Raw genomic sequence first — 13051 nt, 5'->3', positions numbered from 1 at the left:
CCTCACGCAGCCGCGTCGTCGCTCTGCCCCTTAAGCCGGGCGGCCAGTGCGGCTTCCAGGAACATGTCCAGGTCGCCGTCCAGCACCGCCTGGCTCTGCGAGGTCTCCACCTCGGTCCGCAGGTCCTTCACCATCTGGTAGGGGTGCAGGACGTAGGAGCGGATCTGGTGGCCCCAGCCGATGTCGCTCTTGGTCGCCTCAAGGGCAGCGGCGGCGTCCTCGCGGATCTTCAGCTCCCGCTCGTACAGGCGGGCGCGCAGCATGTCCCACGCCTTGGCGCGGTTTTTGTGCTGCGAGCGCTCCTGCTGGCAGGCCACCACGATGCCGGTGGGCAAGTGGGTGATGCGGATCGCCGAGTCCGTCTTGTTGACGTGCTGGCCACCGGCGCCCGACGCCCGGAAGGTGTCGATGCGGCAGTCCTTCTCGTTGATCTCGATGTTGATCTTGTCGTCGATCACCGGAGACACCGAGACGGCGGCGAAGCTGGTCTGGCGGCGGGCCTGGCTGTCGAACGGGCTGATGCGCACCAGACGGTGCACGCCGGCCTCGGTCTTCAGCCAGCCATAGGCGTTGTGGCCGCTGATCTGCGCGGTGGCGGACTTGATGCCGGCCTCTTCGCCGGGGCTTTCCTCAAGCCACTGCGTCTTGTAGCCGTGCTGTTCCGCCCAGCGGAGGTACATGCGCATCAGCATCAGTGCCCAGTCCTGGGCCTCCGTGCCGCCAGCGCCGGCGTTCACCTCGATGAAGCAGTCGTTGGCGTCCGCCTCGCCCGAGAGCAGGCTCTCGATCTGGAGCTTCGCGGCACGGTCGCGCAGCGCGTAGAGCTGGGCCTCGGCATCGGCGACCACGGTCGCGTCGCCCTCGGCCTCGCCCATCTCGATCAGTTCCAGGCTGTCGGACAGGTCGCGCTCAAGCGCGCGGTAACCGTTCACGGAATTTTCGAGCTGGGTGCGCTCGCGCATGATGGTCTGCGCGCGGGACGGGTCGTCCCACAGCTTGGGGTCTTCGGCGTGGGCGTTCAGTTCGTCGAGACGACGCAGCGCGTTATCCCAGTCAAAGATGCCTCCTCAGCAGCGCCAGCGATTCTCTAATCTCGCCGGCGGCCGCTTCGATCTCGGCCCGCATCGCAGTGCCTCCTCGTCAGCCAGAGTTGAACCAGTGTCTTGGCCCTTATGTAGCGGGTTGGGAGCGGCGTTGCACCCTCTTATTCCACAGCCTCCCCGGCTTCCGCGACGCTGGACCAGACCGGAACGGTAACCCGCCGGAGCGCCACGCCGTCACAGGGACAGCTGGGCAACCCACTCGGATGAAACCGTTTTTGCGCCGCAAAACCACTTTCGCGGCGCGAATAAGTGGCAGCCCCCCGTGATAGCGTCACCGACGTTCGTGCCCGTCGTCCGGCGGGCGCGGGCTATCGGCGCCCCCGTTTCCCAACAACAATAGCGTGGCCCCCCGATGAACTTTACCAGCCTGGGGTTCCTGCTGTTCATCACGGCCTTCACGGCGGGCTTTATGATGCTCGCCAGGACGCGGCTGTTCACGCCGCTGCTGCTGGTGTCCAGCTACATCTTCTACGGCTTCTGGGATTACCGCTTCTGCCTGCTGCTCGCCGGCACGACGCTGCTCGACTTCTATTGCGGCCTGCGCATCGCCGACGCGCCGAACCGGGCCACCGCGCGCATCTTCATGCAGATCAGCGTGGCGACCAATCTGGCGATCCTGTTCTTTTTCAAATACTTCAACTTCTTCATCGACAGCGCGCAGGTGGCGCTGGCCTCGCTCGGCCTCGACGTCGGTCACCGCACGCTGTCCATCATCCTGCCGGTCGGCATTTCCTTCTACACCTTCCAGAATCTCAGCTACACGCTGGACCTCTATCTCGGCCATCTGGAGAAGCCGGAGCGGTCGCTGCTGCGCTACGCGACCTTCGTCGCCTTCTTCCCGCAGCTCGTCGCCGGGCCGATCGTCCGGGCGCGCGACCTGCTGCCCCAGATCCAGAACGGTCCCCGCCAGGATGTCAGCTTTGCCTTCCGCTTCGCCGGGCTGGAGAAGATCATCTGGGGCTATTTCCTCAAGCTTGGTCTGGCCGACAACGCCGCCGCCGTGGTCGACGCGCGCTTCGCCCAGCCTGAGTTCTTCAACGCGCTGAACCACGTCATCGGGCTGATCTGCTTCTCGCTCCAGATCTACGGCGACTTCGCCGGCTACTCGCTGATCGCCATCGGTCTGGCGCAGATCTTCGGCTACACGCTCTGCCAGAACTTCGCCCGCCCCTACTTCGCCTTGGGCGTGAAGGACTTCTGGCGGCGCTGGCACATCTCGCTGTCCACATGGTTCCGCGACTATGTCTACATCCCGATGGGCGGCGGACGCACCCACTGGCTGCGCATCCGCAACCTGACCATCGTGATGCTGGTGTCCGGCCTGTGGCACGGCGCCGCCTGGACCTTCGTCCTGTGGGGCGCCATGCACGCCACCCTGATGGCGGCGGAGGACGGCCTGCGCTGGCTGGCCAAGCGCAGCCCGCTGCGGCTGAGCGGCGCGCCGCTGATGGCCGGCAAGCTGCTGACCGTCGGGCTGGTCTTCCTGCTGATCACGCTGACTTGGCTGCCCTTCCGCGCCGACGACATGCACACGGTCCGGACCATCCTGGGCATCATCGCCGAGGGCGATTTCAGCCTGCCGCGCGGCATGCAGCAGATGAGCTATCTGGTCCGCGTCGCCCTGTTCGGCCTCGTCGTGCTGATGATCGACGCGATGATCGAGTTCGGCGCCGGCCGCCGCTACGCCGGGGTGAACGTCGTGGTCCGCTCCGCCGGCTGCGCCACGCTGATCCTGATGCTCCTGCTTTTCGGCAACTTCGCCAACCGATCCTTCATCTATTTCCAGTTCTGAGGGAGCCCGAACCATGATCCGCCTTTTGGCCGTCGTCGGACTGATCCTGGGCATGGTGGTCGCCATGGACCGCGCGGTGGCGTCCTGGATGGGCGACACGCTCCTCCAGTCGTCGGACCGCTTCATGACCGTCTACCGCAACGGGCCGCCCGCCGACGTGGTGATCCTGGGCAACTCCCGCGCCGACAACCACTTCCCGGTGGAGGAGGTGCAGGCGCTGACCTGCGGCCGGGTGCTGAACCTGGGCATGGGCGGCGCCCCTACCACGGTCGGCGACCTGCTGTGGGAGGATTATCTGGACCGGCACGGCGCCCCCCGCCTGCTGCTGGTCGAGCCGACGAGCGTGGTCGACGATCCCAAGGCGCTCGCCGACCTGCCGCTGCTGGCCTACTACTCGGAGCGGGTGGACGGCTTCATCCGGCAGGTCGACGCCACCATGTGGGCCTCCAACAAGCTGTTCAACACGCTGATCTTCAACAACAACCAGACGATCCGGCTGGCCTTCGACGGGCTGCACCCGACCGGGGACCGGACGCTGAGCGGCACCATGTCGCCCTTCCTCAAGGCCCAGCTCGAAAAGGCGCCGACGGAGCGGATGGAGGGCTTCCAGCCGAACTGGGACGCGCTGGACCGCATCATCGGCACGGCGCGCGAGAAGGGCACGCGGGTCGCCGTGGTCATCACGCCCTTCTTCCCCGGCTACATCGAGAAGGTGACCAACTTCGACGCCTTCTTCGAGGATCTGAAAGCCCGCCTGCCGCCCGACGTGCCGGTCATCGACACCCGCCGCGAGGTCGAGGACGAGGCCCATTTCGTGGACGCCCTGCACATCAACCAGGAGGGGGTCCGCGTGATGCTGGCGCGGATGGAGGACCGGCTGCGCCCGCTGGCCGACTGCCCCACCGACACGGCCCCGGTCGAGGCCATCGCCCAGATCCGCACGGACACCCACACCGCCGCCCGGCCCTGAGGTTTCGCATAAAAGAAAAGCCCCGCCTCCCGAACCGGGAAGCGGGGCTTTTTTCTTGCCGAGGGAACGCGGTCAGTAGAGGCCGCCGGTCCCCACCGTCGCCGCCGAGGGCGGAGCCGCCGGAGCGCCCCAGCCACCCGGCTGCTGGGCCGCCGGATCGCCGCCGGACACCCCACCGGTCCAGCCGCCGTCCGCGGCGTGGGCGGAGCCGTCCAGCACCATCTGCGGCTGGTCGGGGTTCGGCTCGGTGCCGGGGATGAAGGCTTCCCAGATCGCCTTGCGCTCGCCGGGCTGGGCGAGACGCCCGTTCTCCGGGTTGACACGGACGAGGCGCAGGCCGCGCGGCACGCGGAACGGCGTGGCCGGCTGGTCCTTCAGCGCCACCTCCATCACGTCCTTGAACACCGGCACCGCCGCCGAGCCGCCGGTCTCGCGGGCGCCCAGCGAGCGCGGCTGGTCGAAGCCGATGTAGGTGCCGACGACTAGGTCGGGCGAGAAGCCCATGAACCACGCGTCGTGGCTGTCGTTGGTCGTGCCGGTCTTGCCGGCCAGCGGCTTGCCCAGCGACAGCAGCTTCGTCGCCGTGCCGCGCTGGACGACGCCCTCCAGCATGGAGACCATCTGGTAGACGGTGCGCGGGTCGTTCACCTGCTCCCGCGTGTCGGCGACGGCGGGAACGGTCAGCCCGTCGCTCCAGGCCACTTGGTTGCAGGAGGCGCAGGGGCGCGTGTCGTGGCGGAAGACGGTCTTGCCGTTGCGGTCCTGCACCCGGTCGATGAAGGTCGGGCTCACCCGCTTGCCGCCGTTGGCCAGCATGGCGTAGGCGGTGGCGAGGCGCAGCACCGTCGTCTCGCCCGCCCCGAGCGACATCGGCAGGTAGGGCTGGAGGTTGTCGGTGATGCCGAAATTCTCGGCCACCGCCTTCACCTTGTCCATGCCGACGGCCTGGGCCAGACGGACGGTCATGACGTTCCGCGACTTCTCGATGCCGGCGCGCAGCGGCGTCGGGCCGTAGAACTCGTGGCTGTAGTTCTCCGGCCTCCAGATCGGCTGGCCGTGACCGGGGTCGTATTCGAACGGCGCGTCCATCACCAGCGAGGACGGGGTGAAGCCCTGGTTCAGCGCCGTCAGATAGACGAAGGGCTTGAAGGAGGAGCCCGGCTGCCGCATCGCCTGGGTGGCACGGTTGAAGGAACTCATGTGCGGCGAGAAGCCGCCGACCATGGCGAGCACGCGGCCGGTGTGCGGGTCGAGCGCGACCAGACCGCCCTGCACCGCCGGGACCTGCCGCAGCGCGTAGGTGCCCGCCGGCGGCTCCTTGCCCTTCTCGTCCTTGCCGGCGGCCTCGACCAGGATCAGGTCGCCCAGCTTGGCGACGTCGGAGGGGCGGCGGATTTCCGGGCCGAGCCGGTTGTCGTCGCGCTGCGCCCGCGCCCAGCGCAGCTCGGCCAGCGGCACGCGGCCGCGCGAGCCGTCCGGCAGACCGATGTCGAGCGCCGCCGCCTCGTCGTCTTTCAGCACCACCGCCAGATGCCAGCCCTCGGACCCCGGAGGCGGCGCCATGGAGGCGAGCTTCTTCGCCCAGTTGTCGAAATTCTCCATCTTGCCGACCGGCCCGCGGTAGCCGTGGCGGCGGTCGTACTGCACCAGCCCGGTGCGCAGCGCCTTGGTCGCCGCCTGCTGGAGCACCGGGTCCATCGAGGCGCGGACCGACAGGCCGCCCTCGTAGAGCGCCTGCTCGCCGTAGAGCTTCACCAGCTCGCGCCGGACCTCCTCGGCGAAATACTCCGACGTCACATACTCCTGCTCGTCGCGCTTGCGCACGACCAGGGGCTTGGACTGGGCGATCCTGGCCTCTTCCGGGGTGATGTGCCCGTCCTCGGCCATGCGCCCGATCACCCAGTTGCGCCGCGCGATGGCGGCGTCGCGCTGGCGTTCCGGGTGATAGTTGCTGGGTGCCTTGGGCAGGGCCGCCAGATAGGCCGCCTCCTCGATGTCCAGCTCGTCCAGCGCCTTGTTGAAGTAGTTCAGCGCCGCCGCCGCCACGCCGTAGGAGCGGTATCCCAGGAAGATCTCGTTCAGATACAACTCGAGGATGCGGTCCTTGCTGAAGGCCCGCTCGATGCGGACCGCCAGGATCGCCTCCTTGATCTTGCGCGAGAAGGACACCTCGTTGGTCAGCAGCATGTTCTTGGCGACCTGCTGCGTGATCGTCGAGGCGCCCATCGGCCGGCGGTCGCGGCCGAGATTCTCCACGTTGGTCAGGATGGCGCGGGCGATGCCGACGGGGTCGATGCCCTTGTGGTCGTAGAAATTCTTGTCCTCGGCGGACAGGAAGGCGTTGGTCACGCGCTTCGGCATGGCGTCGATGGGGACGAACACGCGCTTTTCCGACGCGAACTCCGCCAGCAGGCGTCCGTCGCCCGCATGGACGCGGGTGGTCACCGGCGGTTCGTAGTTGGCGAGCTTGGTGTAGTCCGGCAGTTCGTGATCGTAATGGTCCAGCATGTAGACCAGCCCCCCCGCCCCGGCCAGGGCGAGGATCACGACGGCCATCAGGGCGGACAGAATAAAGCGCATGACGGTTCCCAGACAGGCATGGCGGCGGTCCCGCCGCCTTCGTCCGGGACAGAGACCGGGAAGACGCGGAACCGTCCGATGGGCGGCATCCTACACCGCGAGGGGCGGCAGTCCGACTCCCTCGCAGCCATGTCAGGAAAATGTGACGGCCACAAGGCGCATGCAAGAAAGTGGTGACCGGGTAAGGCGTATGCCCGACCGCCTCCGCCCGCATGGCTGCACCGGGCAACGGTGCCCGGCGCGGCCAATTTCGCTTCACCCGAGCCTCAGCTCTTCTGCGCCCCGGTCAGCCATTTGAAATAGGCGTCGATGGTGCGGACCATGCCGCGGCCGAGCTTCTCGCGGTGGGCCGACTTGCTCAGCAGGCTGACGTCCTGGGGGCTCGACAGGTAGCCCATCTCGACCAGCGCGGACGGCATGTCCGGCGCGGTCAGCACGGCGAAGCCGGCCTGACGGTGCGGCTTGTTGGGGATCAGCTTGACCTCGCGGCCGAGATGCTCCAGCGCCATGTTGGCGAAGCGCTTGGAGTGGTTCATCGTGTCGCGCTGGGCGAGGTCGATCAGGATCGAGGCCACCAGATCGTTCTCGGAGGACAGGTCCATGCCGGCCAGCGCATCGGCCCGGTTCTCCTTGGCGGCCAGCATCTCCGCCTCGCGGTCGGACGCCCGGTCGGACAGGGTGTAGATGGACAGACCGCGCATGTTGGCGGAGCCGATGCTGTCGGCGTGCAGCGAGAGGAACAGGTCCGCGTTGGCCTCCCGCGCGATGGCGACGCGGTCGCGCAGGCGGATGAACACGTCCTTGTCGCGGGTCAGCCGCACCCGGTAGCGGCCCGAGCCTTCCAACTGGCGCTTCAGCTCCCGCGCCATCGCCAGCGTGATGTCCTTCTCATAGACCCCGCCGACGCCGACCGCGCCGGGATCGACGCCGCCATGGCCGGGATCGACCACGACCATCGGCTTTTCCGGCACCGGCGCCGCCCGCGGCGGGACCGGCGGCGGCAGGGCCGCGGCGACCGGCACGATGGGGTCCCTCTTCGCCGGCGGGCGGACCGCCTCGCGGCTCACCGACGCGGTGGCCGTGGTGGCGGCGACCGGGGCGGAGGCGGCGAACTGCGCCGGGGTGGTGCGGGCGATGTCGAGGACGAAGCGCGGCTTGAAGCCGTCGCGCGGCGGGATGAGGTAGGACTCGACCACCCGCGCCGGGCCATCGGTCTCCACCACGAGGCGGGAGGCGCCGCCGTCGCGCCCCTCGAAGCGGTAGCGGGCGACCACGCCCTTGCCCGCCATCACCGTGTTGCCGCCCGGCCAGCTCACGTCCGGCAGATCGATCACGACGCGGTAGGGCGAGCCGTGCACCGACACGGTGAAGGGAACCGAGTCGGTCAGCTCCAGCACCAGCCGCGTCTTGTCGGGATGCAGGCCGAGCCGCGCGTTCAGGACGGACACCCGCTCCTGCACCGGCGGCGGAAAGGGCAGCGCCGCGGTGGTCTGGGCCTGCGCCGGGGCGCACGGCAGGGCGACCGCCCCCAGAAGGGCGCCCAGCGCAGCGACAATCGCGAGCAATCGGGGCATCCGTTCCACCAGAAACCACAAACCGGCAAAGCCAGCGGTCAGCTATAGCGCAGCGAAATCAAGGCGCTCAACGGTGGTTTCCGGGGGCGTGGCGGAATTGTCGGCGAGGGTGCCGTTCGTGCAACACTGCCCTGCTTCGCCCCCATCCCGGTGGAATGCCGCCGAACCGGATGCGACGGACCGCAACTTTCGCCGAATTCCACGTTGTGCATGGTTTCGTGCTTGTCTATGGTAGCTCTGCGACATACCGCGACCCACCAGCCCACTCTTCCGAGAGGTTTCTCTTTGGGGTGACTGTGGGCGTCGCCCGCGGACCCCCACGGCCGAAATTTACATCATCGGGCGCGGTCCGGGGCGTGACGCTTCTGGGTTGCCGGTGGATTGGGACGAAACCTCGAAGCTGGTGCCGGCCGCAAGGCCGTAACCCGGAGGCCGAAGCCCGACCCGTCCTGGCTGCTTCGTCAGCGCCGTTCGACGGGTTAGGGGCCGGTTCCGCAGGCTTCGCTCACAACGATGACGCGCCCCGGCGGCTTGACCGTCGCGCGGGCGGCCTGGGGCGTCATGGGGATCTTGTATGGCCAAGCGCATGCTGGTGGACGCCACGCACCCGGAGGAAACCCGGGTTGCCGTGGTCAATGGAAACAGACTCGAAGACCTCGACTTCGAAATCGCCACCCGGAAGCAACTCAAGGGCAACATCTACCTTGCCAAGGTGACCCGGGTCGAGCCGTCGCTCCAGGCGGCCTTCGTGGAATATGGCGGGAACCGCCACGGCTTCCTCGCCTTCTCGGAAATCCATCCCGACTATTACCGCATCCCGATCGCCGACCGTGAGGCCCTGCTGGCCGAGGAGCGCCGGCTGGAGGAGCAGGCCGAGGCCCGCGCCGAGGCCGCCGCCGACGGCGCCGTGATGGCCGAGCCGATCCGCCCGGATGTGGTGGTCGAGGAAAACTCCCCGATGCCGGGCTCCTACGCCGAGGCCGAGGGCGACGGGTTCGAGGGCGACATCCCGGCTTTCGCCACGGACGCCGGTTCGGATGGCGGTTCGGACGAGGCCGCGGATTCGGACGAGGCTCCGGAAGGCGCCGCTCCGGCCGAAAGCCCGGACGTCATCGGCGGGGACGAGGTCGAGGAGGCCCACCGCCGCCGTGCCCGCCCGCTGCGCAGCTACAAGATCCAGGAAGTCATCAAGCGCCGGCAGGTCATGCTGGTCCAGGTGACCAAGGAGGAGCGCGGCAACAAGGGCGCGGCGCTGACCACCTACCTGTCGTTGCCGGGCCGCTACTGCGTGCTGATGCCCAACACGGGCCGCGGCGGCGGGATTTCCCGCAAGATCACCAACCCCGCCGACCGCAAGCGCCTGAAGGAGATCCTGTCCGATCTCGACATTCCGGAAGGCATGGCGGTCATCCTGCGCACCGCGGGGCTGGAACGCTCCAAGCAGGAAATCAAACGCGACCTCGAATATCTGCTGCGCCTGTGGGACGACATCCGCGTCCAGACGCTGAAGTCCTCCGCACCCTGCCTCATCTATGAGGAGGCGAACCTCATCAAGCGCTCGATCCGCGATCTCTACACCGACGACATCGACGAGATCTGGGTGGAGGGCAGCGCCGGCTTCAACACCGCGCGCGACTTCATGCGCATGATGATGCCGAGCCACAGCAAGCGCGTCATGCAGTACCAGGACGACACGATCCCGCTGTTCCACCGCTATCAGGTGGAAACGCAGATCGACGCGATCCACAGCCCGGTCGTGCAGCTCCGCTCCGGCGGCTACATCGTCATCAACCCGACCGAGGCGCTGGTTTCCATCGACGTCAACTCGGGCAAGTCGACGCGCGAGCGCAACATCGAGGAAACGGCCTACAAGACCAACCTCGAAGCCGCCGACGAGGTGGCGCGCCAGCTCCGCCTGCGCGACCTTGCGGGCCTCATCGTGATCGATTTCATCGACATGGAGGAGCCCCGCAACAACGCCGCGGTGGAGCGCCGCCTGAAGGAGGCGATGAAGAACGACCGGGCGCGCATCCAGCTCGGCCGCATCTCCGCCTTCGGCCTGCTGGAGCTGTCGCGCCAGCGCCTGCGCCCGTCGCTGCTGGAAACCAACTTCGAGCGCTGCCCGCACTGCTCCGGCACCGGCGTCATCCGCTCGGTGGAGTCCGCCTCGCTGCACGTGCTGCGCGCCATCGAGGAGGAGGGCATCCGCAAGCGGTCGTCGGAGATCACCGTCTTCGTGCCGACCCGCATCGCGCTCTACATCCTCAACCAGAAGCGCGGCGAACTGACCAAGATCGAGGACCGCTACCGGTTCCGCGTCATGGTCCAGGCCGACGACACGCTGATTGCGCCGGACCTGCGGCTTGAGCGCGTGAAGGCCCGCACGCCGGAAGACGACGTGCCGCTGGTCAGCGCCGAGCGCGTCCTGGCCGAGACCGACCGCATCCTGGCCGCCGAAGCCGAGGAGGCCGAGGAGGAGGCGCCCGTCGTCGAGGCCGCCGAGGTCGCCGGGGCCGAGGTCACGGAACGCGCCGACGCCGCCGGGGAGAGCGAGGGCGACCGCCGCCGCCGCCGCCGCCGCCGCCGTGGCCGCGGGCGTGACCGCGAGGATGGCCGCGCGCCGTTCGGCGACTCCGCCGAAGCCGCCGACGAGGCGACCGAGGGCGACGAGGTCGAAGCGGAGGCCGCCGCCGACGCCGACATCGACGAGACGGCGGTCGACGAGGAAGCGATCGAGCGTGCCCAGATCGACGCTCCGGAGTTCGTCATCAACGACGTCGATGTCGGCCCCGCCCACATCGAGGACGACGAGGACGAAGACGCCGATCTGGCCGCGTCCGAGGCGGAGGACGGCGCCGACGCGTTCGAGCCGAACGGCGACGGCGATGGTAACGGAGAGCGCAAGAAGCGCCGCCGCGGCAAGCGCGGTGGTCGCCGGCGGTCCCGCCAGCGCGAGGGCCTGGAAGCCGGCGAGGGCCTGCCCGCCGACGGCGCCGAAGGCGAGGCGGAAGCCGAGTCCTTCCCGACCGCCGTCGAGGCCGGCCGCGCCGTCAACCCGCCGGAACTGCCGGCGGACATGGAACCGGTTGAGTTCGACTGGGTCCTGACCAGCGCGGTGGCCGCCGAGGCTGCTCCGGAAACCGCGGCGGACACCGCCACGGAGGGTCCGGCCGCCGAGGAAGCCGCCCCGGTGGCCGAGGAGGCTCCGGCCCGCAAGCCGCGCCGTGGCCGCGCCAAGGCGACTGCCGCCGAGGCCGCCGAAGTGGTGACCGCAGAGCCGGAAGCGGCCCCCGCCGCCAAGCCGAAGCGCGCCGCGAAGGGCACCGCCAAGGGTGGCAAGGCCGCGGCGAAAGCTGCCGCTCCGGAGGAAACCGCTCCGCCGCCGGCCAAGCCGTCGCGCAGCCGCAAGGCGAAGACCGCGGCCGTCGAGGCGGCGCCCGCTCCGGCCCCGGTCGCTGCTCCGGTCGCCGAGGAGGCGAAGAAGCGCCCGGCGCGCAAGCGCAAGACCGCGGCGGACGCTCCCGCCGAGGCCGCGCCCGCTCCGGCCCCGGTCGCTGCTCCGGTCGCCGAGGAGGCGAAGAAGCGCCCGGCGCGCAAGCGCAAGACCGCGGCGGACGCCCCCGCCGAGGCCGCGCCCGCCCCGGCGGTCAGCGAAGCGCCGGCGGCTCCGGCCCCGGCCAATGAGCCGGCCAGCGCTAGCGCCGCCCCGGAGGCCAAGCCGCGCCGGGGTTGGTGGAGCCGCTAAGCGCGCGCTTTATCGCCGTAAAGACTGGAAAAGGCGCCTTACGGCGCCTTTTCCTTTTCCTGAGAACCGCGAAGGGTCCCGACCATGAGCAAGGCCTTCACCCAGGAGAACGACTCCGCCCCCGACGACGACGAGGCCGACGATCCCAAACCCTTGCCCAAGGGCGTGAAGAACTACATGACGCCCGAAGGCTTCCAGCGCATGCAGGAGGAGCTGCGCTCGCTGCTGCGCGTCGAGCGTCCGAAGGTGGTCGAGGTGGTGTCCTGGGCGGCCGGCAACGGCGACCGTTCGGAAAACGGCGACTACATCTACGGCAAGAAGCGCCTGCGCGAGATCGACCGGCGCATCCGCTTCCTGACCAAGCGCCTGGAATCGGCGGAGGTGGTCGATCCCACCCTCCAGAAGAACCGCGACCGCGTGTTCTTCGGCGCCACCGTCACCTACGCGCGGGAGGACGGGACGGAGAACACCGTCACCATCGTCGGCGCCGACGAGGTGGACATGGACCGCGCCCATGTGAGCTGGATTTCGCCCATCGCCCGCGCCCTGCTGAAGGCGCAGGAGGGCGACGTGGTGGACCTGCGCACCCCCGCCGGGCTTGAGCAGATCGAGGTCGTCGCCATCCGCTATCCGGGCGACGCGGCGTAAGGAAGGCTGGGGGCTACAGAAGCCCCAGCTCCTCCAGTTCGGCGCGCAGGCCGGCGGCGCCGGAGAAACGGTGCGCCGTCATGCCGATGGTGCGGGCGGCCTCGACGTTGGCCGGGCTGTCGTCGATGAAACAGCAGTCTGCCGCCGACAAACCATAGCGGTCGAGCAGAAGCTGGAAGATCGCCGGGTCCGGCTTCACCAGCCTCTCGTTGCCGGACACGATGATCCCGTCGAAGACGTTCAGGAAATCGAAGCGCCTGCGGGTCAGCGCCAGCTTCTCCGACGAGAAGTTGGTGATGGAGTAGAGCGGCGTCCCGCGCTGCTTCAGCTCCATCAGGATTTCCGGCGTCCCGGCCATGGGGCCGGGCACCATCTCCTCCCACCGCTCGTGGTAGGCGCGGATCAGCTCGCGGCAGTCGGGGAACTCGGCGGCCAGCGTGGCGACCGCCTCGTCCCACGGACGGCCGCGGTCCTGTTCCAAGTTCCAGGCGGGGGTGCAGACGGTGTCGAGGAAGTCCTCCATCAGGTCCTCGTACCCGTCGAACAGCTCGCGGTAGAGATGCCGCGGATCCCATTCGATGAGCACTTGCCCAATGTCGAAGACGACGGTGGTCGGCTTGGTCATCGTCAATTCCCGCC

At 68.8% G+C, this 13051-nt stretch carries 8 protein-coding genes; 4 read left to right on the top strand and 4 right to left on the bottom strand.

Going from position 1 to position 13051, the window contains the following annotated elements:
* Nucleotides 1-2: 2 nt before the first annotated feature.
* Nucleotides 3-1125, bottom strand: a protein-coding gene (gene prfB, locus ACWPN7_RS22180; RefSeq protein ID WP_103041137.1) for a peptide chain release factor 2 whose coding sequence is annotated in 2 segments (ribosomal slippage) — nt 3-1055 and nt 1057-1125 — 1122 coding nt in all. Because the reading frame shifts where the segments join, the coding sequence is not laid out codon by codon here.
* 330 nt (nt 1126-1455) lie between these two features.
* Here prfB and ACWPN7_RS22175 point away from each other — a divergent pair.
* Both ACWPN7_RS22175 and ACWPN7_RS22170 read left to right on the top strand, forming a co-directional pair.
* Nucleotides 1456-2895, top strand: coding sequence for an MBOAT family O-acyltransferase (locus ACWPN7_RS22175; protein WP_103041138.1), 1440 nt, complete (start codon nt 1456-1458; stop codon nt 2893-2895).
* 13 nt (nt 2896-2908) lie between these two features.
* The gene (locus ACWPN7_RS22170; RefSeq protein ID WP_451992544.1) at nt 2909-3865 is read left to right on the top strand and encodes an SGNH/GDSL hydrolase family protein; all 957 of its coding nucleotides are present in this window, start codon (nt 2909-2911) and stop codon (nt 3863-3865) included.
* A 72-nt stretch (nt 3866-3937) separates the two neighbouring features.
* Here the strand turns inward: ACWPN7_RS22170 and ACWPN7_RS22165 are convergent, their stop codons facing one another.
* Nucleotides 3938-6445 (bottom strand): penicillin-binding protein 1A, encoded by a 2508-nt coding sequence (locus ACWPN7_RS22165; protein ID WP_459195910.1) that lies wholly within the window; start codon nt 6443-6445, stop codon nt 3938-3940.
* A gap of 266 nt (nt 6446-6711) precedes the next feature.
* A complete protein-coding gene (locus tag ACWPN7_RS22160; RefSeq protein WP_247875066.1) occupies nt 6712-8019 on the bottom strand; it encodes an N-acetylmuramoyl-L-alanine amidase in 1308 nt (435 codons plus the stop codon).
* 574 nt (nt 8020-8593) lie between these two features.
* On the opposite strand from ACWPN7_RS22160, the gene ACWPN7_RS22155 reads away from it, so the two are divergent.
* Both ACWPN7_RS22155 and greB read left to right on the top strand, forming a co-directional pair.
* Nucleotides 8594-11764: an Rne/Rng family ribonuclease gene (locus ACWPN7_RS22155; RefSeq protein WP_456530146.1), complete on the top strand. Its 3171-nt coding sequence runs from the start codon at nt 8594-8596 to the stop codon at nt 11762-11764.
* A gap of 84 nt (nt 11765-11848) precedes the next feature.
* Nucleotides 11849-12412 carry a transcription elongation factor GreB gene (gene greB / locus ACWPN7_RS22150; RefSeq protein ID WP_459195911.1) on the top strand — a complete coding sequence of 188 codons (564 nt, stop codon included), beginning with the start codon at nt 11849-11851 and terminating at the stop codon, nt 12410-12412.
* 13 nt (nt 12413-12425) lie between these two features.
* Here greB and ACWPN7_RS22145 read toward each other — a convergent pair whose 3' ends face one another.
* Nucleotides 12426-13037, bottom strand: a complete 612-nt coding sequence (locus ACWPN7_RS22145) for an HAD family hydrolase (protein WP_200775624.1) — start codon at nt 13035-13037, stop codon at nt 12426-12428.
* Between the last annotated feature and the right edge of the window lie 14 nt (nt 13038-13051).

The sequence above is a fragment of the Azospirillum sp. UENF 312511 genome (assembly GCF_058780635.1).
The sequence above is the reverse complement of the archived record's forward strand: the minus strand, read 5'-3'. Positions and strand labels throughout refer to the sequence as shown.

Bases quoted from the DNA above. Each gene is read 5' to 3' on its own strand.
- ACWPN7_RS22175 (WP_103041138.1), top strand. From the start codon at position 1,456: ATGAACTTTACCAGCCTGGGGTTCCTGCTGTTCATCACGGCCTTCACG.
- ACWPN7_RS22170 (WP_451992544.1), top strand. From the start codon at position 2,909: ATGATCCGCCTTTTGGCCGTCGTCGGACTGATCCTGGGCATGGTGGTC.
- ACWPN7_RS22165 (WP_459195910.1), bottom strand. From the start codon at position 6,445: ATGCGCTTTATTCTGTCCGCCCTGATGGCCGTCGTGATCCTCGCCCTG.
- ACWPN7_RS22160 (WP_247875066.1), bottom strand. From the start codon at position 8,019: ATGCCCCGATTGCTCGCGATTGTCGCTGCGCTGGGCGCCCTTCTGGGG.
- ACWPN7_RS22155 (WP_456530146.1), top strand. From the start codon at position 8,594: ATGGCCAAGCGCATGCTGGTGGACGCCACGCACCCGGAGGAAACCCGG.
- greB (WP_459195911.1), top strand. From the start codon at position 11,849: ATGAGCAAGGCCTTCACCCAGGAGAACGACTCCGCCCCCGACGACGAC.
- ACWPN7_RS22145 (WP_200775624.1), bottom strand. From the start codon at position 13,037: ATGACCAAGCCGACCACCGTCGTCTTCGACATTGGGCAAGTGCTCATC.